This is a genomic window from Vibrio sp. R78045 (genome assembly GCF_042466085.1).
Lineage (GTDB): Bacteria > Pseudomonadota > Gammaproteobacteria > Enterobacterales > Vibrionaceae > Vibrio > Vibrio cyclitrophicus.
In genome coordinates, this window is sequence record NZ_JAXHBS010000008.1 from 646,361 (window position 1) to 668,380 (window position 22,020).

At 43.4% G+C, this 22,020-nt stretch carries 24 protein-coding genes; 11 read left to right on the top strand and 13 right to left on the bottom strand.

Going from position 1 to position 22,020, the window contains the following annotated elements; all coding sequences use genetic code 11:
- The first annotated feature begins 94 nt into the window (after positions 1-94).
- Together SJY39_RS05445 and SJY39_RS05450 are read left to right on the top strand one after the other, a co-directional pair.
- On the top strand, positions 95-334 hold the full coding sequence (locus SJY39_RS05445; RefSeq protein ID WP_010436581.1) for a sulfurtransferase TusA family protein: 240 nt from the start codon (positions 95-97) through the stop codon (positions 332-334).
- Complete coding sequence (locus SJY39_RS05450) at positions 327-1,403, top strand: AI-2E family transporter (RefSeq protein WP_010436584.1); 1,077 nt, start codon at positions 327-329, stop codon at positions 1,401-1,403. Before SJY39_RS05445 ends, SJY39_RS05450 begins: the two co-directional genes overlap by 8 nt.
- Positions 1,404-1,507: 104 nt before the next feature.
- On the opposite strand, the gene bcp is transcribed toward SJY39_RS05450, so the two are convergent.
- Positions 1,508-1,978 carry a thioredoxin-dependent thiol peroxidase gene (bcp, locus tag SJY39_RS05455; protein ID WP_010436585.1) on the bottom strand — a complete coding sequence of 157 codons (471 nt, stop codon included), beginning with the start codon at positions 1,976-1,978 and terminating at the stop codon, positions 1,508-1,510.
- 12 nt (positions 1,979-1,990) lie between these two features.
- Entirely contained in the window at positions 1,991-2,533 is a 543-nt protein-coding gene (locus tag SJY39_RS05460; RefSeq protein WP_016790916.1) for a glycine cleavage system protein R, read from the bottom strand.
- A gap of 372 nt (positions 2,534-2,905) precedes the next feature.
- On the opposite strand from SJY39_RS05460, the gene dapA reads away from it, so the two are divergent.
- Both dapA and bamC read left to right on the top strand, forming a co-directional pair.
- Complete coding sequence (gene dapA, locus SJY39_RS05465) at positions 2,906-3,784, top strand: 4-hydroxy-tetrahydrodipicolinate synthase (RefSeq protein ID WP_010436589.1); 879 nt, start codon at positions 2,906-2,908, stop codon at positions 3,782-3,784.
- A 49-nt stretch (positions 3,785-3,833) separates the two neighbouring features.
- Positions 3,834-4,880 (top strand): outer membrane protein assembly factor BamC, encoded by a 1,047-nt coding sequence (gene bamC / locus SJY39_RS05470; RefSeq protein ID WP_016767915.1) that lies wholly within the window; start codon positions 3,834-3,836, stop codon positions 4,878-4,880.
- A 155-nt stretch (positions 4,881-5,035) separates the two neighbouring features.
- Here bamC and SJY39_RS05475 read toward each other — a convergent pair whose 3' ends face one another.
- From SJY39_RS05475 to SJY39_RS05490, 4 genes are all read right to left on the bottom strand, one after another.
- Positions 5,036-5,245: a DUF2897 family protein gene (locus tag SJY39_RS05475; RefSeq protein WP_010436593.1), complete on the bottom strand. Its 210-nt coding sequence runs from the start codon at positions 5,243-5,245 to the stop codon at positions 5,036-5,038.
- Between the two features lie 8 nt (positions 5,246-5,253).
- On the bottom strand, positions 5,254-5,928 hold the full coding sequence (locus tag SJY39_RS05480; RefSeq protein WP_016787737.1) for a M15 family metallopeptidase: 675 nt from the start codon (positions 5,926-5,928) through the stop codon (positions 5,254-5,256).
- A 45-nt stretch (positions 5,929-5,973) separates the two neighbouring features.
- Complete coding sequence (gene dapE / locus SJY39_RS05485) at positions 5,974-7,110, bottom strand: succinyl-diaminopimelate desuccinylase (protein WP_010436599.1); 1,137 nt, start codon at positions 7,108-7,110, stop codon at positions 5,974-5,976.
- A gap of 99 nt (positions 7,111-7,209) precedes the next feature.
- Positions 7,210-7,557 (bottom strand): ArsC family reductase, encoded by a 348-nt coding sequence (locus tag SJY39_RS05490; protein ID WP_010436602.1) that lies wholly within the window; start codon positions 7,555-7,557, stop codon positions 7,210-7,212.
- Between the two features lie 205 nt (positions 7,558-7,762).
- Here SJY39_RS05490 and SJY39_RS05495 point away from each other — a divergent pair, with 205 nt between their 5' ends.
- Positions 7,763-8,050, top strand: a complete 288-nt coding sequence (locus tag SJY39_RS05495) for a helix-turn-helix domain-containing protein (protein WP_004741665.1) — start codon at positions 7,763-7,765, stop codon at positions 8,048-8,050.
- A gap of 80 nt (positions 8,051-8,130) precedes the next feature.
- On the opposite strand, the gene SJY39_RS05500 is transcribed toward SJY39_RS05495, so the two are convergent.
- Both SJY39_RS05500 and SJY39_RS05505 read right to left on the bottom strand, forming a co-directional pair.
- Complete coding sequence (locus tag SJY39_RS05500; protein WP_010436610.1) at positions 8,131-8,463, bottom strand: DUF4156 domain-containing protein; 333 nt, start codon at positions 8,461-8,463, stop codon at positions 8,131-8,133.
- A 12-nt stretch (positions 8,464-8,475) separates the two neighbouring features.
- On the bottom strand, positions 8,476-8,820 hold the full coding sequence (locus SJY39_RS05505; RefSeq protein ID WP_010436613.1) for a DUF2956 domain-containing protein: 345 nt from the start codon (positions 8,818-8,820) through the stop codon (positions 8,476-8,478).
- 109 nt (positions 8,821-8,929) lie between these two features.
- Here SJY39_RS05505 and SJY39_RS05510 point away from each other — a divergent pair, with 109 nt between their 5' ends.
- The 4 genes from SJY39_RS05510 (at position 8,930) to SJY39_RS05525 (ending at position 13,066) form a co-directional block, all read left to right on the top strand.
- Complete coding sequence (locus tag SJY39_RS05510) at positions 8,930-9,391, top strand: DUF2919 domain-containing protein (protein ID WP_010436616.1); 462 nt, start codon at positions 8,930-8,932, stop codon at positions 9,389-9,391.
- 65 nt (positions 9,392-9,456) lie between these two features.
- The gene (locus SJY39_RS05515; RefSeq protein ID WP_010436619.1) at positions 9,457-10,380 is read left to right on the top strand and encodes a Dyp-type peroxidase; all 924 of its coding nucleotides are present in this window, start codon (positions 9,457-9,459) and stop codon (positions 10,378-10,380) included.
- A 121-nt stretch (positions 10,381-10,501) separates the two neighbouring features.
- Positions 10,502-11,635, top strand: a complete 1,134-nt coding sequence (locus tag SJY39_RS05520; RefSeq protein WP_010436622.1) for a flagellin — start codon at positions 10,502-10,504, stop codon at positions 11,633-11,635.
- A gap of 297 nt (positions 11,636-11,932) precedes the next feature.
- The gene (locus tag SJY39_RS05525; RefSeq protein WP_390241490.1) at positions 11,933-13,066 is read left to right on the top strand and encodes a flagellin; all 1,134 of its coding nucleotides are present in this window, start codon (positions 11,933-11,935) and stop codon (positions 13,064-13,066) included.
- A 566-nt stretch (positions 13,067-13,632) separates the two neighbouring features.
- Here the strand turns inward: SJY39_RS05525 and crr are convergent.
- The 5 genes from crr to cysZ form a co-directional block, all read right to left on the bottom strand.
- Positions 13,633-14,142 carry a PTS glucose transporter subunit IIA gene (gene crr, locus SJY39_RS05530; RefSeq protein ID WP_004737851.1) on the bottom strand — a complete coding sequence of 170 codons (510 nt, stop codon included), beginning with the start codon at positions 14,140-14,142 and terminating at the stop codon, positions 13,633-13,635.
- Positions 14,143-14,248: 106 nt separating this feature from the next.
- Positions 14,249-15,973 carry a phosphoenolpyruvate-protein phosphotransferase PtsI gene (ptsI, locus tag SJY39_RS05535; protein WP_010436632.1) on the bottom strand — a complete coding sequence of 575 codons (1,725 nt, stop codon included), beginning with the start codon at positions 15,971-15,973 and terminating at the stop codon, positions 14,249-14,251.
- Positions 15,974-16,109: 136 nt separating this feature from the next.
- Positions 16,110-16,367 (bottom strand): HPr family phosphocarrier protein, encoded by a 258-nt coding sequence (locus SJY39_RS05540; protein ID WP_004734263.1) that lies wholly within the window; start codon positions 16,365-16,367, stop codon positions 16,110-16,112.
- Between the two features lie 302 nt (positions 16,368-16,669).
- Entirely contained in the window at positions 16,670-17,638 is a 969-nt protein-coding gene (cysK, locus tag SJY39_RS05545; protein ID WP_016793820.1) for a cysteine synthase A, read from the bottom strand.
- 226 nt (positions 17,639-17,864) lie between these two features.
- On the bottom strand, positions 17,865-18,623 hold the full coding sequence (gene cysZ / locus SJY39_RS05550) for a sulfate transporter CysZ (RefSeq protein WP_016767454.1): 759 nt from the start codon (positions 18,621-18,623) through the stop codon (positions 17,865-17,867).
- 229 nt (positions 18,624-18,852) lie between these two features.
- On the opposite strand from cysZ, the gene zipA reads away from it, so the two are divergent.
- Together zipA and ligA are read left to right on the top strand one after the other, a co-directional pair.
- Entirely contained in the window at positions 18,853-19,893 is a 1,041-nt protein-coding gene (gene zipA, locus SJY39_RS05555; RefSeq protein WP_010436639.1) for a cell division protein ZipA, read from the top strand.
- A 92-nt stretch (positions 19,894-19,985) separates the two neighbouring features.
- Positions 19,986-21,998 (top strand): NAD-dependent DNA ligase LigA, encoded by a 2,013-nt coding sequence (gene ligA, locus SJY39_RS05560; RefSeq protein WP_010436641.1) that lies wholly within the window; start codon positions 19,986-19,988, stop codon positions 21,996-21,998.
- Positions 21,999-22,020 lie beyond the last annotated feature (22 nt).

The following is a 22,020-nucleotide window of genomic DNA, read 5'->3' on the forward strand; positions in this document are numbered from 1 at the left end:
TACGTGCGCTATCATAAAGGAAGATGAATGAATGATGGCGCGTTTTCAAAAACAGATTACAATACGACCCTTATAATAAGCATCGAGCCCAAGAATGACACCTAATATTCTAGATTTACGCCAAGAGCGATGCCCAATGGCGTTATTATTAGCCAAGCGTCACAGTGTAAAGTTAGAAGTAGGCCAATCATTGTCAATTTATGTTTCTGATAACAGCTCGATGAAAGATATTGTTACTTTTTTGTCTAAGCAAGCTTATGTTGTCATGACAGAGGTTTGTTCTAATTACCACCATCTCCTCATCACTAAAAAGGAATCGCAGTCAGATGCTTGAAATGGTCAATCGTTGGTATAAACGACGTTTCTCTGATCCACATGCTGTCAGTTTGGTTGCCATCATTCTATTCGGCTTTATTACGATCTACTTCTTTGGTCATCTCATTGCGCCATTATTGGTTGCTATTGTTTTGGCTTACTTACTTGAGTGGCCCGTTACCCAACTTCAAAGACTTGGTGTGCCAAGAACACCATCGGTGATGTTGGTGATCATGATGTTCTTTAGCCTGATGCTGCTGGCACTGTTTGGTTTAGTACCAACGATTTGGGAGCAAGTGGGCAACCTTATTAATGATATTCCGAGCATGTATGGTAGTTTGCAAAAGTTCATTGCGACGATTCCCGAACGCTACCCTGAATTAGCCAACCTACAGATTGTTGAATCGATCATGTCTAACGCAAAGAACAAAGCGCTAGGTTTCGGTGAAAGCGTAGTGAAAGGTTCTTTAGCATCTCTTGTGAGTTTAGCGACACTTGCGGTTTACTTGATTCTTGTACCGCTTTTGATCTTCTTCTTGCTCAAGGATAAAGAAGAAATGATCAGCATGGCAAGTGGTGTATTACCTAAGAACCGCCGTCTAGCGACTAAGGTTTGGGTAGAGATGAACCAGCAAATCTCAAATTACATTCGCGGTAAAGTGTTAGAAATTCTAATTGTCGGTGGTGTCAGTTACGTAACCTTCGCAATTCTAGATTTACGTTATTCAGCACTGCTAGCGGTCGCAGTCGGTTTTTCGGTTTTGATTCCATATATCGGCGCTGCTGCTGTGACCGTTCCTGTCGCAATTGTTGGCTTGTTCCAATGGGGGCTTGAACCTCAGTTCTACTGGCTGTTACTTGCGTACGGCATCATTCAAGCGCTAGATGGTAACGTGTTGGTTCCGGTTCTGTTCTCTGAAGCAGTGAACCTTCACCCGGTCGCGATCATTGTTGCAGTATTAGTGTTTGGCGGATTATGGGGTTTCTGGGGGGTATTCTTTGCCATACCACTGGCGACCTTAGTGAAAGCGGTTTGGAACGCTCTGCCAAGCCATGCTTTAGAGGATGAGCCTGAGCATCAAAAATAACTGATTTATTATAGAAAAAGGCCGAACATCTATGATGTTCGGCCTTTTTTGCATTCGTTTAATTTGAGTGGGAAACCTAAATAATTAACGCACTCAAATTGACCTTAAGCTTCTTGATTGAAGTAATCTAAAACCACTTCGTGGTGAGTTTTAGTTTTGAACTTATTAAAGACGTGTTCAATCTGACCTTCTTCATCAATGAGGAAGCTAATACGATGTAGGCCATCATAAACCTTGCCCATAAATTTCTTCTCGCCCCAAACCCCGAACTGCTCAGCAACGCTGTGATCTTCATCTGATAACAGAGTGAAGTTCAGAGATTTCTTCTCAACGAAGTTTGGTAGGCGTTTGACTGGATCAACACTCACACCTAAAACAACCACATTTAGGTCATCAAGCTGTGCTTTGATATCACGCAGGCCTTCAGCTTGCACAATACAACCAGGGGTCATTGCTTTTGGGTAAAAGTAGAAAAGGACTTTTTTACCTTTGAAGTCACCAAGAGATACGATATTGCCATCTTGATCTGGAAGAGAAAAAGCAGGTGCTGGAACACCAGCCGTTAGCGTATTCATGATATTTCCTTTTTAAAAACTGTTTTTGATAAAGTTGAGCGAGCCTTGAACTGATAGGCTCTGACACAGCGAATTGAATTCTTCTTGTAGCTGCATCAAATTACATTCTGATTGCACAGAAGCGGTAATAGAGATATGGAATTGGTCGTTATCGAGCTGAATCTTGGATTTGTTGATGGTTTGTGCGCTAAGCGAGTCGAGGCCGATATAACGGTCTGCGAAGAACTGAGTGAACTGCTCGGTCAGTCCGAGTTTGTCATCTGACTCAACGAAAACTTCTAACGTGTAGGAGTTCTCAATCACATCATGAGGCGAGGTTCGCTTCATAATCGTAATCAAGTCGTGCTCTTGGCCAAGCAAAGGCAGGGTGGTTTCAACCCGGGTAATATTGTTTGCCTTTCCAGACAGTAGCATGATAAGCGTAAACTCTTCGCCAAATAGGGCGATACGGCTATCAATAATGTTACAGCCTGATTGGGTGACCAAATGAACCACTTGGTTGCATACACCTGGGCGATCAGTGCCCACAGCTGTGATTACTAGATGTTGAGTCATAAAATCACGTCTCTATATATTCCATTGATGCTGCATGTTAGCACAGTTAACACGAGGAATAAGCGTGCGAGCGGGGCTTTTTATGAGGCGTTTTGCTTCTCGCGTGCTGTATAGGATAGGAATATCTAGTGTGTGAAAACAAGAAACGAACAAGAAGAAACAGCTTACCTGTTACTGACATCCAGCGATGCGGCATCCGCTAGATTGAATAAAGGTTAGCCAAATTTATAGGTAGAACGCCGTTAGAAGTCGTCTTACCTCAAACATACAACAATATTTAATGCAGATGTTGCCAGTAAGCCACTTTAATGTCTTGTGTTTATTGATTGGCTTACAGTAACATGCAAAAAGAATAAATTAAGGGAGATAGACATGTTTTCAGGAAGTATAGTTGCGCTAGTTACGCCATTTAACACAGATGGTGAAGTGGATTTCGACAGCCTTAAAAAGCTAGTTGAGCACCATATTGCTGCAGGTAGTGATGGTCTGGTTGCGGTTGGCACAACTGGTGAGTCTTCAACACTCACTATTGAAGAGCATGTCAAAGTTGTCAATAAGATCGTTGAATTTGCAGATGGTCGTATTCCTGTTATTGCAGGAACAGGCGCAAACGCAACTCACGAGTCAGTGTTATTCAGCCGTTTATTAAATGGTTCTGGTATTGCTGGTTGCCTGAGCGTAACGCCTTACTACAACAAGCCGACTCAAGAAGGTTTGTATCAACACTACAAAGCGATTGCTGAAGTAAGTGACGTTCCACAGATTCTATATAATGTACCGGGTCGTACTGCTGTAGACTTGTTACCAGAAACCGTTGCTCGTCTTTCTGAGATCGAAAATATCGTTGCACTGAAAGATGCGACGGGTGATCTCGACAGAATTGCAATTCACCGTGAACTTTGTGGCGAAGATTTTATCTTACTAAGTGGTGATGACTTAACTGGCTTAGAATTTGTTAAGCGTGGCGGCGATGGCGTGATCTCTGTAACCAATAATGTTGCAGCCGCTGATATGGCAACCATGTTCAAGCTAGCGAAAGAAGGTAAGTTTGAAGAAGCAGAAGCGATCAATGAGCGTTTGATGCCTCTACATAAGAACCTGTTCGTTGAGTCTAACCCTATTCCCGTAAAATGGGCGGTTCACAAAATGGGTCTGATTGCTGAAGGTGGCTTACGTCTACCGCTGACTGAACTGTCAGAGCCAGCTCAACCTGTTGTTGCTCAAGCAATGACTGAAGCGTGCATTTACTAAAAACGTATGAAGTGATGCCGAAGCGAACCTTCGGCATTTAGGAGTATAAATGAAGTATTCTCACCAGCTAGTGATTGGGTCACTGGCTGTTTTCGTTCTTACAGCATGTTCTGGCAGCCCGACTCAACGTCGCCAAGCCAAAGATGATTTCGAATACTTAGAAACACCTGAGTTTTCACAGTGGCAATTGCCTGAAGATGCTCAACCTCAATTTTACCCAAACTTTGACATCCCAAGCGGTGAGTTTAGTGGTGGTACCGGTCGTAAAGTGGATATTCGTCCACCACAGCAGGTTCTTGAGCTGATCCCGGGCGCTCGTGCCGAGCGTCAAAACGGTGAAGTGACGCTATGGCTTCTTCGTGCTGAAGAAGCAGACCGAGTGTGGCAAACAGCAGTAGATATGCTGGCTCAACGTGGTATTGGTATTCGTGAACAATCAGAGAATGAGATTGAGACCGATTGGGTAACTTGGGTTTCTGAAGATGAAGATGTAGAGATTGGCAGTCGCTACTCTATCGCTCGTTTCCAAACAAATAACCGCCATGGCTTCAAGATCAACCTAATTGATTGGCGTGAAGGTATTGAAGAGAAACCAGTAACCGCAACCAATAAAGAGCGTTATAACGCGTTTTTAACCAACTTAGTCATGGCTAAGTACGATGAAAACCTTCGTGCTGAAGCTGCGCTGAAAGCGCAAGAGTTGGTGAAGCGTATTCCAATTTCAATGGGTGCTGACCGCAGCGGTTTCCCTGTGATCATTGCTCGTACACCATACAACGTATTCTGGCAGCGTCTGCCTACCTTGTTACCGACGATGGGCTTTGAGCTTGAAGAACGTAATCAATCTCAGGGTACGGTAAAGGCGAAGTACGCTGCACCAGATGATGAATTCTGGGAAGAAATTGGCCTACAGCCTATCGATTTGGCGCCAGGTACATACAACTTCCTATTTGGTGACCTTGGCAACCGTACGTCAATCAACGTGACGGATGCGTCAGGTAAACCAGTAGAAGAAGAGCTGCTTAAGTCAATGGTTCCGGTACTCGCGCATATTGCTGACCAAACCAAAGATGACAAAGAAGCGAAAGCTGAGTAAGCACGACAAAATAAATCATAGAGCTGAGTCATATCAGCTCTATGATTAGCTAAAACCAATAAAAAAGAGGACACAATGTGTCCTCTTTTTTATATTCGTTGAGCAATCAGCAGCGATTTTTCCGCTAATTAGGTTGGCCCATCAGAGTAACAACATTAAGCGTTTTTGTTGTCGGTTGACTCATCTTTTTGAGTTTTCTCTTGGTTAAGCTTATCTAATTGATTGAGCTTATCTAAGTCTTTCTCTGTTTTGTTACGACCTGTCAGATCCATATTGGCGGTCTGTTTGAGCGCAGCAATATTACCTACCACAACGCTAACCACGATGATGATGATAACCCAAGGGTTTGTAAGCCACTCCAACATAAGCGCTCCTAATGATTGATATTTGCTACGAAGCGTGCATAGATTGCGTCTAGCTGCTCCATAATAATCTCATACCCTAATATTGGCTTAGATTGGAGTTGCTTGCCAAGTAAAGTAGGTGATAACTGTGATAAGCACGAGTCTGATACCTTACGGTGGCTAATATGCCACGGTTCAATCGCCACACCGCCAAGGTCTTGGTTGTACGGAAAGAAGAATCCAAACTGAGATGCATGAACAGATAACCATTGATAAAACACTTGCTGGTGGCCAGTAAGGTATTCCCATGGCTCTAATTGCAGCTGTATATCTTCAGGTAAGTGATTACGAGCAAAGACATCGAAATCACAACCCCAATGGTGACGACTCGCTCCGGGAAGCGCAGACCATCTTAGGATCGCCGACAACTTTTGTTGTTCACTGAGTGTTGAAGCATCAAGTGGTTGGCTTTCTGAGTCTAATATCGGCGCTTGACCAGAAAACTTACGATTCCAAATCAGAGATTGCCTTTCATAGTCGCGAAAGCCACTGGCAATCTCCATTTTAAAACCAGCAAGTTGAGCAGCTTCAATCAAATTGTTCAGATCATCTTTGACATCACTGTGAACCAAGAATGTCTTGGTGCCAATCAGGTTAGGTTCCAGATGAGAATCTGATTGTCCGGTAAGCTGCTCTGGTGTCATAACGCGTCTCTCAATAATGGGATGCTATGAATCTCTGGTGAAACACTATTTGGCGAAAAGATTCACTAATGTTCTTTCGTACATATCAGTGAGCTTCTCTAAATCAGCCACTTTCACGCATTCGTTAACCTTGTGAATGGTTGCATTAACCGGACCTAGTTCTACCACTTGCCCTTTCATGCGCGCAATAAAGCGTCCGTCAGATGTACCACCGGTAGTCAATAGTGCGGGTTTCACGTCGTTCACGTAACCAACTGCATCCACGATAGCATCAAGCAACGAGCCAGCGTCTGTTAAGAACGGGTCGCCATTGAATGTCCACTTTAGGTCGTATTCGAAATCGTATTTATCGAGTATTGATGTGATGCGTTCAACGATGATGTCGTTGTTTAATTCTGTACTAAAACGCAGGTTAAATTGAACGTTAAACTCGCCAGGAATGACGTTCGATGCGCCCGTACCTGCGCTTACGTTCGGAATTTGGAAGCTAGTTGGTGGGAAGTAATCATTACCTTTGTCCCACTCAGTCGTTGCCAACTCATTGATTGCAAGCAGAGAACTGTGTACGGGGTTGTTCGCTAGGTGAGGATAGGCAACATGGCCTTGTGTACCTTTAATCGTTAGATCGCCAGTGATAGAACCGCGACGGCCGTTCTTTACGACATCACCCACGTATTCGGTGCTCGATGGTTCACCCACAATACACATGTCGATGTTCTCACCACGCGCCATCAGCGCTTCAACAACTCGTACCGTACCGTTGATGAAAGGGCCTTCTTCATCTGATGTGATAAGGAAGCCGATTGAGCCTGTGTGATCAGGGTGCTTAGCTATGAATTGCTCTACGGCAACGATCATTGAAGCCAGGGAACCTTTCATGTCTGCTGCGCCACGGCCGTGAAGGAAACCGTCGACTATAGTCGGCTCAAATGGCTTGGTGTTCCATTGTTCAATTGGACCTGCTGGCACAACGTCTGTGTGACCAGCAAAAGCAAACAGAGGTGCTTCTGTGCCACGGCGAGCCCAAAAGTTAGTGGTATCTTCAAATACCATCACTTCGATTTCAAAGCCGAGCGCTTTTAAGCGTTCAATCATTAAGTCTTGGCAACCTGCGTCTTCAGGCGTTACTGATTGGCGGCTAATGAGATCTTTTGCCAGAGCCAAAGTTGGGCTATCTGTCATCCTTGAATTCCTTGTTTAAATAAAACGTATAGTCATTAATTTTTAGGGCGTTGCATCAGTGATCAACGTCCGGTTGTCTTTCGATATAAATGCGGTGCTCTAAGCAAAAATAGCGGCGTATTGGTCAGCTTTAAATCCGATGTGAAGCTTACCGTCCACTTTTAGGATTGGGCGCTTAATCATTGCCGGTTGCTCAACAAGTAGAGACACGGCTTTGTCTTCCGTTAACGTCTCTTTCTGTTCTTGTGAAAGTTGGCGATAAGTCGTACCACGTTTGTTCAGCACAAGTTCCCAACCAAGCTCTGAGCAGAAGCTTGTTACTAGCTCTTCTGTGATGCCTTGCTTGCGATAATCGTGAAATTCGAACTCGATACCTTCAGCTTCGAGCCATTTCTTTGCTTTTTTAATGGTGTCGCAATTTGGGATACCAAACATAGTGATAGTCATTATTCTTCCTTTGGGTGATTTTATTTCATTGTTATGAGTTGAATCCTATCAGGAAGCGGCAATTCAGACAAAATAGAGTGAGGAATATTTCATAGAGTGAAAAAAAACAGTAAGAAAATGTCACTATTGGAGACTTATTGATCAGCCTCAACATGTTGTCAGCGAAAAAAGAAATAATTGAGCTGCACATATATAGGAGGTGTCAATGGAGTTGAGTCCTGTTTTTGCAAGGCGGCTATATTTAGCATTGTTAGTGGAAAGCCTTGATAGGCCAAATGTGCCTAAACTCATCGAAAAAACGGGTTGGCCTCGTCGTACGATTCAAGATGTACTCAAGGCGCTACCGGGGATCGGTATCGAACTTATGTTTGTTCAAGATGGGCGACGTCATAATGATGGTTATTACCAGTTATCCGACTGGGGGCCGTTTGATAGTCAGTGGGTTCTAGAACGTAAAGGCGATATAGCGACAAGCCTTGGATTTAGTGCATAAGCCAGCGAAAGCTGGCTTTCTTTTGGGCGTCGCAAAATCAGAGCATACAGATATGCTGGTTTACTTATCTGTCTATTTTCTTACTCACACAGATAGGCTGTGCCAAGCATCGTGACAGAAGTGCTAAAGTCTTGGGGAAGTGTAAATATCACCGTATCTGCGCCTAGCTCAATCGTATTCGATTTGAGTTCATTCATGGCGCCCTGAATCAAGGTGTCGTTCGGGAAAAAGAGGTAACTATACCAGTGGCCTTCGCTACCCGTGACCTCCCCTTTATACTCGCACTGCTCAATATTGATAAGACCGTGGAAATCCATTTGTACTTTGTCCGCTTCATTGTGAGGAGATGAAGTCGGTGTCGTGCATCCCAAAAGGGTTCCACTCATAGCCAAAGCAACCCATTCCTTTTTCATACGTTTATCCTGTTATTTCATCAAATAAATCGCGAAGCCTATCCAGCTTATGATTAATAGTAGCCACGGCAATTTACTGGCGTGGTTTGATGTTGTTTCAACACTGGTATCTACACTGTTCTCTTCATCTAGATTAGCTTGTTGAGTCTGCTTTTCTTTCTGTATGCGTTTCTTGGCTTTATCTGCTTGGCGACTGCGCTCTTTTTGTTGTTTTTTATAGAGTGCGATGCCTTTTTCGATACCTTGAGCGATCAGTTTGGTTTGTTCTTTGGTTTGAGCTGGCTTTTGAGTTGCTTTGGCTATCTTCATAGCTTCTTGTTGAGATTCAACAGACGGCGTATTAGTTTTCTTTTTCATACTGAGTTCGATAATTAAAGCGGATTAGCTAATAAGATAACGCAAACCTAGTTAAGTATGAATGATTTGCGTTAAAGTGTTGGTTTGAAACTAAGTGAAAGTGAGATTTGTGCGGTACTCCATAGAACAATACGATAAGAACGGTTTTTTGAAAGCCCCAATCTTATTATGGTTGGGTTGGTTATTTCTGGCGAAAGCTTTGGTTGTTTTCATCGTTGCTGGCGCTAGCAGAGAGTCGGGAACTGATATCCTCGAAATTATTTATCCAGATCACCACATGTTCTACATTGGGATCGCATTGAGCATTCCTAGTTTACTTATTATGTGGTTGTTTGGGTTGAGATCACCAGATAGAAAACGCTTGAACAAAGTGGTGTCATGGGGGCGTTGGGTTACCATGATCGCTATTTTGGCACAGGGAGCACATACCCTTTATTTAATCTATTTGGACAACGGATGGTTTCGTTGGTCGAATGGGGTAACTTTATTGTTACTCCTGTGGTTAGCACTTTATCTAACCAATAGTCATACCGCTAAAGATTGCTTTAAAGCGGTCGAGCACGAAGACTGATTCTCATCAAAACATTTGTCCCGTTCACAATTATACTTAGAAGCTAAAAATGAAAGGATTAATCTATGCTTAACATCTCAAATGAGCAGTCTCAAATTCAAAGTGCTATCTTGCCAGAAGCTGGGCCTTTCGCTCTTTACGTTCAATTAAAAGTGAATGCTAACGCTGCTAATGTATTAGCGGAACTTCAAAAGCTTCCGAATCTAATCGCCGAGCTTAATCAAACTCAACCAGATGCGTACTTAACTGCATCGGTTGCGTTCTCAAAGGCTTTTTGGGATAAGTTCGAGCAAGCTGCGCCTTCTGACTTAATTGATTTTCCTGCGCTTGGTGAGGGTGATATCACTGCACCGAGCACATTGTCTGATGTTCTGATTCACTGTCATTCAAATCGACATGATCTGCACTTCTTTATCCTACGCAAATTACTATCTGAAGTCGCTGCGGACGTTGAAGTCGTTGATGAAACCTACGGTTACCGCTTCCTCGATTCTCGTGATATGACTGATTTTGTTGATGGTACTGAAAACCCGAAAGACGCACAGCGCGCTGAAGTAGCGATTGTTCCTGAAGGTGAATTTGCTGGTGGTAGTTATGTGATGGTGCAGCGTTTTGTACACAACCTGCCAGCTTGGAATAGATTGAATGTGTCGGCACAAGAGAAAGTGATTGGTCGAACTAAGCCTGATTCAATTGAACTTGATGATGTTCCTGCTGCGTCTCACGTAGGCCGTGTTGATATCAAAGAAGAAGGTAAAGGCCTTAAGATTGTTCGCCATAGCCTACCTTACGGAACCGCTACGGGCGATCATGGTTTACTGTTCATTGCTTACTGTAATGTTCGTCATAACTTTGATGCGATGTTAGAGAGTATGTACGGCGCGACAGATGGTAAAACAGACCAACTGCTTCGTTTCACTAAAGCAGTGACAGGCGCTTACTACTTTGCGCCTTCGACTGATATGTTGAGTGCATTAACGATTAAGTAAATAACCTCGTATGCAGTAAAGAAAAGGAGCCTCAGGGCTCCTTTTTTATTAAAGCTTTATATGAACTGGTCGATATAAGAGCAATCGTGATTTTTATTCATCTTTTTGTAAGTGAAGGTCTATGGCTATAACTGTTAATACGAATGTCTCAGCGCTGGTGGCCCAGAGAAACCTCTCTAATGCCAACAACATGCTGAACCAATCTTTGGAGCGCTTGGCTTCAGGGAGCCGTATTAATAGTGCAAAAGACGATGCGGCGGGCTTGCAAATTTCGAATCGATTAGAAACACAGATGAGTGGCATTGATGTTGCTGTTCGAAATGCTAACGACGGTATTTCCATTATGCAGACCGCAGAAGGGGCGATGAATGAAACCACCAATATCATGCAGCGCATGCGGGATTTGTCACTACAAGCGAGTAACGGCTCGAATAGCCAATCGGAACGAACCGCGATCCAAGAGGAAGTGACCGCCTTAAATGATGAGTTAAATCGAATTGCAGAAACCACCTCATTTGGTGGTAAAAAACTTCTTAACGGTAGCTTTGGTAGCTCTTCATTTCAAATCGGTGGCAGTTCAGGTGAGGCTGTGCAGATCGGTTTAAAAAGCATGCGTACTGACGACATCAACATGGGTGGTTTTAGCTATGTTGCCAACGGCATGGCAAGTGACTTATGGGAAGTGAAGCCCGATCAGAATGATATGACAATGTCATTTACTGACCGTTTTGGTCAGCCACAAGAGATCACCATCAACGCGAAAGAAGGCGACGATATCGAAGAGTTGGCGACTTATATTAATGGTCAAACGGATCTCGTCTCTGCTTCCGTCAATGATGAAGGGCAGCTTCAGATCTATATGTCTGGCGAAGACACGGCAGGCACGATCTCTTTCTCAGGTTCGTTAGCCAGTGAGCTTTCGATGTCGGCGGGTTATTACGAGTCAGTCGATGACATCAATGTGACTGATGTAGGTGGTGCTCAGCGTGCAGTCTCTATTTTAGATACAGCGATGAAGTATGTAGATAGCCATCGTTCCGAACTCGGCGCAATGCAAAATCGCTTTGATCATGCTATCAATAACCTTGAAAATGTTCATGAGAACTTGGCGACATCAAATAGTCGTATTAAAGATACCGACTACGCCAAAGAAAGCACTCAGATGCTTAAGCAACAAATACTACAACAAGTCAGCACCACTATTTTGGCTCAAGCTAAGCAAGCTCCCAATCTAGCTTTAACGCTGCTAGGCTAATAAATTAAGTTTAATTTTATAACGGTGTTCTAGCTTAACCAAAGCCCTTTGGTTAATAAAAACACAACTTTTGTCCCGACTGACTCCTCGACAACTTTAGCGTTTTTTTGATCTTTTTTTGATAATTTCACGACTAGTCACGCTTTCTTCTCCTTTATCGCTATTTCTTTAATTTTGTTGTTTTTTTTCTAAAGGTTTCAGCACTCACGCCGTTATTAATAGTAACTTAGAGATAACTACTTGGTTTTCCGAGACGTCGGAAACCGCTATACCGGAAAATCAATTGGAGAAATCACCATGGCAGTGAATGTAAATACAAACGTTTCAGCGATGACAGCGCAACGTTACCTAAACAATGCTAATAGCGCACAACAAACATCGATGGAGCGCCTAGCTTCAGGCTCTAAAATCAACAGCGCAAAAGATGACGCTGCGGGCCTACAAATCTCTAACCGTTTGAACGTTCAGAGCCGCGGCCTTGATGTTGCTGTTCGTAACGCGAACGACGGTATCTCTATTGCACAAACTGCTGAAGGTGCAATGAATGAGACGACGAACATCCTGCAACGTATGCGTGATTTGTCTCTACAATCTTCAAATGGCTCAAACTCAAAATCTGAGCGTGTAGCGATTCAAGAAGAAGTAACAGCACTAAACGACGAATTAAACCGTATCGCAGAAACCACGTCTTTTGGTGGTAACAAACTGCTTAACGGTACTCACGGTACTAAATCATTCCAAATCGGTGCGGATAACGGTGAAGCGGTAATGCTTCAACTGAAAGACATGCGTTCTGATAACGCTCAGATGGGTGGTAAGAGCTACCAAACTGAGAACGCGAAAGACAAAGACTGGAACGTTCAAGCGGGTTCTAACGACCTGAAACTATCGTTCACCGACAACTTCGGCCAAGCGCAAGAAATCGACATCAACGCAAAAGCGGGTGACGATATCGAAGAGCTAGCAACGTACATCAACGGTCAACAAGATTCTGTGAAAGCGTCTGTAACTGAAGACGGTAAGCTACAATTGTTTACTGGTAACAACAAAGTTGAAGGCGAAGTGGCGTTCTCAGGTAGCCTAGCGGGTGAGCTTGGTATGCAACCTGGCAAAGACGTAACGGTTGATACTATCGACGTAACGTCAGTGGGTGGTGCACAAGAGTCTGTAGCAGTAATTGATGCGGCACTTAAGTACGTAGATAGCCACCGTGCTGAACTGGGTGCTTTCCAAAACCGTTTCGACCACGCTATCAGCAACTTAGACAACATTAACGAGAACGTTAACGCATCTAAGAGCCGTATTAAAGATACCGATTTTGCGAAAGAAACGACTCAGATGACTAAGTCTCAGATCCTTTCTCAAGCTTCAAGCTCGATTCTTGCTCAAGCGAAGCAAGCACCGAACTCGGCACTTAGCCTACTCGGTTAATCGATTGAAAGGCCACGTTGACCCATGACCCAATGCGTTAACGTTTGGTTTCCACAAATTAGCTCGTGGTGAGAGATGAGCGCTAAACAGACCCAGCTTCGGCTGGGTTTTTTATTGCCTGTGATTTAGCTAAGAGTGTAGTTTGAGAAAGTGCCGTAATGCTGAAAGGAGCAAAAGCGAGATTCCCTATAACGCTCGTCCCTCGCTGTAGGGAATGACGACTATAGAGAGGTAGTTATCCATTGTTTACCTGAATCGAAGTCGTTGGTCGTCATCTCAGAATCGATCTGAGCGAGATATCAGAGGTCTGTGTCTACCTGAAGTTATACCGCGTTATCTAACATGCAAGGTCAGCGCCTAGGGTGCGTTTAACTGGGTTTAATAACAAAGTAGTGCGGTTAGTTGGCAATTAAGGATTGGTATTGCTGTGGCTTATTGAGGGGCTGTCTACAAGGAGGTGAAGAGCGGCAGTCAGAACCGTTGTTTAAGGAACTCGATCAATATAACAGGCACAAAAAACGCCACCCTTGGGTAGCGTTTTTATTAAAGCAGATAAGTAATCAGAATTACTTAGTTACTTTAAGAACTGGAGTTTCACCAACAGTTACAGAACCAGAAAGCTTGTTCAGCTCTTTGATTTCGTCCATGTTAGAGATAACAACTGGAGTAAGCGTAGATTTCGCTTTCTCTTCTAGAAGCGCTAGGTCGAAAGTGATGATAGTGTCACCAGCTTTAACAGATTGACCTTCTTCAGCTACACGAGTGAAGCCTTCGCCTTTAAGTTCAACAGTATCGATACCGAAGTGAACGAAAAGCTCAACACCGTCGTCAGACTCGATAGAGAATGCGTGGTTAGTTTCGAAGATCTTACCGATAGTACCGTTAACTGGAGCTACCATTTTATCGCCAGCTGGTTTGATAGCGATGCCGTCACCAACGATTTTTTCAGCGAAAACTACATCTGGCACATCTTCGATGTTTACGATTTCACCAGAAAGAGGTGCGATGATTTCGATTGCACCAGCATCAGCGCTGTCATCAGATACAAGCTTTTTCAGTTTGTCAAACAGACCCATTGTGTCATGCTCCTAACGTTTAGTTTTATTCTGTAGAATATACTATACCAATCTAACAAATTAGACGACTATTTTTAGCCGTCTAATCTTATTAAGCTCTTGGCGATTACTGAGTTTTCTCAGCAATGAACTTTTCTACACAAGCTTCAATTTCTGCTGCTGTAGGTAGAGATAGTGCTTCATCTGCCATCGCTTTAACTTCAGCGAAGTTAGAGTTACGGATTACTTTCTTAACTTTAGGAATAGAGATACCGCTCATAGAGAACTCGTCTAGACCCATACCAAGAAGAAGTAATGTTGCACGTTCGTCACCAGCAAGCTCACCACACATACCAGTCCACTTACCTTCAGCGTGTGATGCGTCGATCACTTGCTTGATTACTGTAAGAACAGCAGGAGATAATGGGTTGTATAGATGAGAAATCATTTCGTTACCACGGTCTACCGCAAGAGTGTATTGCGTTAGGTCGTTAGTACCGATAGAGAAGAAAGACACTTCTTTCGCTAAGTGGTGTGCGATTGCAGCAGCTGCTGGAGTCTCAACCATTACGCCGATTTCGATTTCTTCATCAAAAGCTAGGCCTTCAGCGCGAAGTTCAACTTTGTACTCTTCGATTGCTTTTTTCAGTTCACGGATCTCTTCAACAGAAATGATCATTGGGAACATGATACGTAGTTTACCGTGTGCAGATGCACGTAGGATGCCACGCAGTTGGTCACGTAGGATTTCACGACGATCCAAGCTAATACGTACTGCACGCCAGCCTAGGAAAGGGTTCATCTCTTGTGGAAGGTCCATGTATGGTAGGTCTTTATCGCCACCGATATCCATAGTACGGATAATCACTGACTCGCCTTCCATTGCTTCAGCTACTTCTTTGTAAGCAACGTATTGCTCTTCTTCAGTAGGAAGCGCGTCACGGTCCATAAATAGGAACTCAGTACGGTACAGACCAACGCCTTCACCGCCATTACGCAGGATACCGTCACAGTCTTTTACTGTACCGATGTTGCCACAAACTTCTACACGGTGACCGTCTAGAGTTTCAGCATGCAAATCTTTTAGTTTTGCTAGTTCAACCGCTTCAGCTTCGAAATCTTCTTTGATTTTCTTAGCTTCTGCTAGCTCAGCTTCAGAAGGGTTGATGATGATTTTGTTGTTCATCGCGTCTAGCACAAGCATGTCGCCGTTCTTAACTTGCTTAGTGATATCGTTAGTACCAACGATAGCTGGAAGCTCAAGTGAACGTGCCATGATTGAAGTATGAGATGTACGACCGCCGATGTCACAAGCAAAACCAAGAACGTAATCTAGGTTGATTTGTGCAGTTTCAGATGGTGTTAGGTCGTAAGCAACTAGGATAACTTCTTCATTGATATCTGCTAGAGAAACAATGTTGATGCCTAGTGCATTTTTAACGAAACGAGTACCGATATCACGGATATCAGTCGCACGTTCTTTTAGGTACTCATCATCAAGTGACTCAAGTGCAACAGCTTGCTCTTCGATCACTGTGTAGATCGCGTTGTCTGCGTGCATTTTGTCTTTCTTGATGAGTGCTAAAATCTCTTCTTCTAGCTCTTCATCTTCAAGCAGCATGATATGGCCTTCAAAGATTGCTTCTTTTTCTTCGCCAAAAGTTTCAAGTGCTTTTTGCTTTACAACTTCAAGTTGTTGAGAAGATTTGTTACGAGCGTCAAAAAAACGCTGAACTTCTGCTTCAACTTGATCGTCTGAGATAGATTGAGTGTTTAGGACAATTTCATCTTCTTGAAGTAGTAGTGCTTTACCGAAAGCAATACCAGGAGATGCTAGGATGCCTGAAATCATAGCCTTACCTTAGTTGTTCAACTGTAAACGGGAGAATGTGTGACTTTAAGTCGTCGACTAATGTCGCGTTTATTGCTATCTATTTCGAACAAAGCCACTTTGCTATGCAAAATGGCTTTGAAAGAAGAAGACCGTATTAGTGTAGTTGATCCATAAGAGCAACTAGGTGGTCTACTGCTTGCTGAGCTTGAGGGCCTTCAGCAGAAATAGTAACGTTAGTACCTTTTACTAGGCCTAAAGTTTGTAGTTTGAACAGGCTTTTTGCGCTAGCGCTTTTGCCGTTAGAAGTCACTGTGATGTCAGCGTCGAAAGATTTTGCTTCTTTAACGAACTGTGCAGCTGGACGAGTGTGAAGGCCGTTTTCTGCTGTGATTTCTACTTGCTTCTCGTACATTTTATATACCCCAATTAATTTATTTTTTGTAAGTTTGTAACCAGATTAGCTTAACTGCTTTAGCCCAAATGCGCTAGAGGCTAGTACGCCATGTTCGTGTTAGAACTTAGACTGGTTATAAATTTTTATCCAGCCATGGTCATCTTTTATTGAGTACTCATGACTTTCAGAATTTGTTTATTGCTTCTTTTATTTTGAAGCGAAAAATAAAACAGACCCGATATTACCAAAGGTGGGGCAGGGATCAACAAAAAAGCCCCTAAACGGGGCTTTTTTGGACGAAAAATTGATTTGACCACATATTATTGTTGGTTCTCTTTTTCCGTAAAGATGCCAGCAAATAAGGCTGTACTTAGGTAACGTTCGCCTGAGCTTGGTAACACGGTAACAATGGTTTTTCCTTCAAATTCAGGTAGTTCCGCGATTCTGTTTGCCGCTACTACTGCTGCGCCAGATGAGATGCCCGCTAGAATACCTTCCTCTTTCATTAGGCGTTGAGCCATCTCAATCGCTTCTTCAGAAGTTACTGGCTCTACTCGGTCAATCAGGTCTAAATCTAGGTTACCAGGGATAAAACCGGCACCAATACCTTGGATTTTGTGTGGAGCGGGTTTGATTTCTTCGCCAGCAAGCGCTTGTGCAATCACTGGAGACTCTGCTGGTTCAACCGCGACTGAAGTGATTGCTTTACCTTTCTCGCCTTTGATATAGCGACTTGTACCTGTAAGCGTACCACCCGTACCCACGCCAGCGACAAAGACATCGATCTCACCGTCTGTTGCTTCCCAAATTTCAGGGCCTGTTGTCTTCTCGTGAATTTGTGGGTTAGCTGGGTTGTTGAATTGCTGAAGCAGCAGATACTTTTCTGGGTCTGAAGCGACAATTTCTTCTGCTTTAGCGATTGCGCCATTCATGCCTTTTGGCGCTTCAGTCAGTACTAAGTTTGCGCCTAACGCCTTAAGTAACTTACGACGTTCAAGGCTCATTGATTCAGGCATCGTTAGCGTTAGCTTGTAACCGCGAGCAGCTGCTACGAATGCAAGAGCAACACCTGTGTTACCACTTGTAGGTTCAACAAGTTCAATACCTGGTTTTAGAGTACCTGCTTTTTCTGCTTCCCAGATCATGTTTGAACCGATACGACACTTCACGCTGAAGCTTGGGTTACGAGCTTCAATTTTAGCTAGGATATTGCCTTTGCTTACTTTATTAAGGCGAACTAGAGGCGTGTTACCAATCGTTAGTGTGTTGTCTTCGTAGATCTTGCTCATGCGATATTCCTTCATTTAATGACAGAACTAAACGTAGTATATCAATCACTTTACCGTCTAGTGTCTTTCGATGTTTGTTTAGCTTGAATTTAGATTAAACAACTTGAAAAAAAGGTAAAAGGATTAAAAAGTTATATCATATAGATATGTCGCAGAATTCACGCCTATCTTTATGGAAATAAGAACTTCAAAAAAGATAGGCGCAGTTATTAAAAATTGAGGGAGTTTATAGGCGAGAACGTAGCGCTTGGTCTTTAAACTCAGCAACCCACATCGCAGTAGCGCCGCAGACGGCAACCGGCATAACGATGAGGTTTAGAATTGGAATCGTTGTGAACACAGAAACAAGCGCTCCGAAGCTGTAGGTCTTGCCTTGTTTTTGTTTCAAATTGTTTCTCATGTCATCAAATTTGATTTTATGGTTATCAAATGGGTAATCAGCGTATTGAATCGCTAACATCCATGCTGTAAAGATAAACCATAAAAACGGTGCAACGGTTTGTCCTAGCGCTGGAATTAACAAAAGTAGGAATAAACCGATCGCTTTTGGCAGAACGTAGACAAGTTTGCGCCATTCTCTCGCTAATATACGTGGAGTGTCTTTGAGAACATCGAGTAAACCATCATCATTGACTTTTTTGCCACTGAGCAACTCTTCTACCTTTTCTGCAAGCAAACCATTGAAGGGCGCGGCAATGAAGTTAGCAAGTGTGCTAAAGAAATACGAAAATGTTGCCAATACGGTTAATACTAAGAGTGGCCATAAAATATATGACAACCAAGACAAAAAGCTTGGCAGTGCTCCAATCCAGCCTTCTATCCAAGTGTTCAGATTGGAGAAAATATAAAATAGAGCACCACCAACGAGTAACACGTTAGCGATGAGAGGAAGTAGTACAAACTTACGAATACTCGGCGACAAAGCGATCTTTATTCCGAAAATAAAGTAGCCAAAGCCAGAGCGGGGAACAGATTCAATAGTCATATTTAAATTAGGTCACATGTGAATTTGGTTAAATAGCAAACATCCCTAGTGTACTCGACCGAAATTAAGAAAAAAAGCGTGGCGAAAATCACACCATGTAAGGAACTAATTGTATTAAGTTGTTCTAAAACAGTGGCTACTTTTGATAGAGTAGTGAAATTGGCCAAATTAACCCAACTTAGTGACAGCATCTTTATAGCTAGTTGACTAAGAAAGCTGAGAGCGAAAAATGCAGGAATTGCGATTTGTACTCATTATTGTTGGCGCATTAGCTATCGCCGCATTATTGTTTCACGGTCTGTGGACGAGTAAAAAAGAAGGAAAAGCAAAATTTGGTGATAAGCCGCTTGGTAAGCTTGATAACGATAGCTTAGATGACGCAGAAACTATCCCAAACCGTTCATTCGCCCCAGAAGATGATTTTGAGATAATCCGAAAAGAGCGTAAAGAGCCGGATTTTGCGGTTTCGCCATCTGCGACGGATCCTCTGATTGACTCAGATCCGTTAACCGCGCCACAAACAAAAGAAGTGCACGAAGATGGTATAGAATTGAGTGATCTTCCTTCTTTCAGTGTTGAAGACCCAATCAAGGTAGAAGAACCTAAAGAGCTTGAAGAAGTGGTTGAACATGAAGTTCCAAGCTTTGATTTGACTGATGAGCAGAGAGAAAATCACGCTGGCTTCCGAGAACAATATGGTTCTTTTGATGACAAGTCAGACGAGGTGATTGATGGACCTTTAACTCAAAGCGAGCGCTTGACGCCGAATGAGCCGTTCATTACAACAGAAGCCGTTGTGACACAAAGTGCTGCGCCTGTTGAAGAAGTTAAGCAAGATGAAGAGTTAGGTCTGGAAGTGATTGTTCTTAATGTTCACTGCGCTGGAGAGATTCCATTTGTTGGTACTGAACTTTTCCGTAGTATGGAGAGTAACGGCTTAGCCTATGGTGAGATGTCTATCTATCACTGTTTTGCGCAATCTAGTGCCAAGCCCAAAGTTATTTTCAGTGTTGCGAACATGATGCAACCAGGAACTCTAGAACACGACGATCCTGCTGACTTTACCACAAAAGGTATTTCGTTCTTTATGACGCTGCCTTGTTATGGCCAAGCTGATCAAAATTTCAACGTTATGCTCAGTGCTGCTCAGAAAATTGCCGACGACATGGGCGGTAACGTATTAGATGAGTCACGTAACTTAATGACACCAAACCGCTTGTCTGACTACCGTAAACAAATCAGAGACTTTATGACGGCTTCCAATGCCTAGCCTCATTGTTTAGCCTTGTAAATAATCTATATTTATAGAAAAGGGCTCCTAAGGGAGCCCTTTTTGATATTTCAATCACGACAGAGAATGATATGAAAGAATCGATTCAAGTTACCTTAGAGCAGTTAAGAGAAACTCTGCACTATCATGCCGTTCGTTATTACGTAGAAGATAGCCCTGAGATCCCTGATGTCGAATACGATCGCTTAATGCAGCAGTTGCTCAAGATTGAGGAAGAGAACCCGGAGCTAGTGACGGTAGATTCTCCGAGCCAGCGTGTTGGTGGCCAGCCTTTAGAGGGCTTCACGCAAGTGACTCATGAGATACCAATGCTTTCTTTGGACAATGCTTTCTCTGATGAAGATTTGGATGCGTTTAATAAGCGTATGTCTGATAGAGCGCCAACGGCAAACCTCAAGACTTTCTGTTGTGAGCCTAAACTTGATGGTTTAGCGGTGAGCTTACTCTATGTAAATGGCTCTTTAGTTCAAGCTGCAACTCGTGGTGATGGCGCAACAGGTGAAAACATAACCGAAAACGTGCGTACGATCAGTTCTATTCCGCTTAAGTTGCAAGGTGAAGGTTGGCCTGAGCGCATTGAAGTTCGCGGTGAAGTGTTTATGCCAAAAGCAGGCTTCAACAAACTGAATGAACTGGCGTTGAAAAAAGGCGAGAAAGTCTTTGTTAACCCTCGTAATGCCGCCGCAGGTAGTCTACGTCAGCTTGATTCTCGTATTACGGCAAAGCGACCATTAGCTTTTTACGCGTACAGTGTCGGTGTTGTGCAAGGTGCTGAGCTCTCTACTAGTCACTACCAACGTTTTATACAGCTTAAAGGCTGGGGTTTACCAATGTGCCCAGAGACCAAGCAGCTAACTTCACTCGATGATGTGAAAGCGTATTACCAAGATATTATGTCTCGTCGTGATGCTCTGGCCTATGAGATTGATGGGGTGGTGATTAAGGTCGATGACATTGCCGCACAAGAAACTTTAGGCTTTGTTGCACGAGCACCTCGTTGGGCTATTGCTTACAAGTTCCCAGCTCAAGAAGAGATTACTTTACTTAACGATGTTGAGTTTCAGGTTGGTCGTACTGGCGCGATTACGCCAGTGGCTAAACTAGAACCTATCTTTGTTGGTGGTGTGACGGTAAGTAATGCCACGCTTCACAATGCTGATGAGATTGCTCGTTTAGGCGTGAAGGTGGGCGACAGCGTTATCATTCGCCGTGCTGGTGACGTTATTCCACAAATAGTGGCTGTTGTACAAGACCGTCGTCCTGATACTGCTACAGACATTGTTTTCCCTGATACTTGTCCTGTATGTAACTCTACTGTTGAGCGCGTAGAAGGTGAGGCGGTAGCGCGTTGTACTGGCGGTTTGGTGTGTCAGGCACAGCGTAAGGAAGCGCTTAAGCACTTTGTCTCTAGAAAAGCACTTGATGTTGATGGTCTTGGTGTAAAAGTAATTGAGCAGCTTGTGGATCGTGAAATGGTAGAAACTCCAGCTGACTTATTTAAGCTCAGTGCAGGTGTGATTACGGTACTTGATAGAATGGGGCCTAAGTCAGCTCAGAACGTGGTGAGTGCTCTTAACAAAGCTAAAGACACAACACTGGCACGTTTCCTTTACTCACTAGGTATTCGTGAAGTGGGTGAAGCGACAGCAATGAACTTAGCGCAACACTTCAAGACTCTCGATTTAGTTCAAACAGCAACACATGAACAATTGGTTGAAGTGTCAGATATTGGCGACATTGTTGCTAGTCATATCACAAGCTTCTTCTCACAAGAGAAAAATAGGGCCGTAATCGAGCAGTTGCTAGAGCTCGGTGTTAACTGGCCTGCAATTGAAGCTGTTGCGGATGACCAAGATCTACCATTAGAAGGTAAAGTCGTTGTGTTAACAGGTTCATTGTCCCAATTAGGTCGAAGTGAAGCTAAAGCTGCGCTACAAGCATTAGGTGCGAAAGTGACGGGTAGCGTATCGAAGAAAACCGACATATTATTTGCTGGCGAAGCGGCAGGTTCTAAATTAACCAAAGCACAAGATTTAGGTATCGAAATAAGAACAGAAGATGATCTAATAGCCCTCATTTCGTAAGTAAATACAGATAAAAAAAGCT

Coding starts and splice junctions, on each gene's coding strand:
- SJY39_RS05540 (WP_004734263.1), bottom strand. CDS start 16,367: ATGTACGAGAAGCAAGTAGAAATCACAGCAGAAAACGGCCTTCACACT.
- dapE (WP_010436599.1), bottom strand. CDS start 7,110: ATGACAGATAGCCCAACTTTGGCTCTGGCAAAAGATCTCATTAGCCGC.
- crr (WP_004737851.1), bottom strand. CDS start 14,142: ATGGGTCTGTTTGACAAACTGAAAAAGCTTGTATCTGATGACAGCGCT.
- dapA (WP_010436589.1), top strand. CDS start 2,906: ATGTTTTCAGGAAGTATAGTTGCGCTAGTTACGCCATTTAACACAGAT.
- cysZ (WP_016767454.1), bottom strand. CDS start 18,623: ATGACTATTGAATCTGTTCCCCGCTCTGGCTTTGGCTACTTTATTTTC.
- bcp (WP_010436585.1), bottom strand. CDS start 1,978: ATGAATACGCTAACGGCTGGTGTTCCAGCACCTGCTTTTTCTCTTCCA.
- cysK (WP_016793820.1), bottom strand. CDS start 17,638: ATGAGCAAGATCTACGAAGACAACACACTAACGATTGGTAACACGCCT.
- SJY39_RS05475 (WP_010436593.1), bottom strand. CDS start 5,245: ATGTTGGAGTGGCTTACAAACCCTTGGGTTATCATCATCATCGTGGTT.
- SJY39_RS05525 (WP_390241490.1), top strand. CDS start 11,933: ATGGCAGTGAATGTAAATACAAACGTTTCAGCGATGACAGCGCAACGT.
- bamC (WP_016767915.1), top strand. CDS start 3,834: ATGAAGTATTCTCACCAGCTAGTGATTGGGTCACTGGCTGTTTTCGTT.
- zipA (WP_010436639.1), top strand. CDS start 18,853: ATGCAGGAATTGCGATTTGTACTCATTATTGTTGGCGCATTAGCTATC.
- SJY39_RS05460 (WP_016790916.1), bottom strand. CDS start 2,533: ATGACTCAACATCTAGTAATCACAGCTGTGGGCACTGATCGCCCAGGT.
- SJY39_RS05505 (WP_010436613.1), bottom strand. CDS start 8,820: ATGAAAAAGAAAACTAATACGCCGTCTGTTGAATCTCAACAAGAAGCT.
- ptsI (WP_010436632.1), bottom strand. CDS start 15,973: ATGATTTCAGGCATCCTAGCATCTCCTGGTATTGCTTTCGGTAAAGCA.
- SJY39_RS05520 (WP_010436622.1), top strand. CDS start 10,502: ATGGCTATAACTGTTAATACGAATGTCTCAGCGCTGGTGGCCCAGAGA.
- SJY39_RS05480 (WP_016787737.1), bottom strand. CDS start 5,928: ATGACACCAGAGCAGCTTACCGGACAATCAGATTCTCATCTGGAACCT.
- SJY39_RS05450 (WP_010436584.1), top strand. CDS start 327: ATGCTTGAAATGGTCAATCGTTGGTATAAACGACGTTTCTCTGATCCA.
- SJY39_RS05495 (WP_004741665.1), top strand. CDS start 7,763: ATGGAGTTGAGTCCTGTTTTTGCAAGGCGGCTATATTTAGCATTGTTA.
- SJY39_RS05500 (WP_010436610.1), bottom strand. CDS start 8,463: ATGAAAAAGGAATGGGTTGCTTTGGCTATGAGTGGAACCCTTTTGGGA.
- SJY39_RS05445 (WP_010436581.1), top strand. CDS start 95: ATGACACCTAATATTCTAGATTTACGCCAAGAGCGATGCCCAATGGCG.
- SJY39_RS05515 (WP_010436619.1), top strand. CDS start 9,457: ATGCTTAACATCTCAAATGAGCAGTCTCAAATTCAAAGTGCTATCTTG.
- ligA (WP_010436641.1), top strand. CDS start 19,986: ATGAAAGAATCGATTCAAGTTACCTTAGAGCAGTTAAGAGAAACTCTG.
- SJY39_RS05490 (WP_010436602.1), bottom strand. CDS start 7,557: ATGACTATCACTATGTTTGGTATCCCAAATTGCGACACCATTAAAAAA.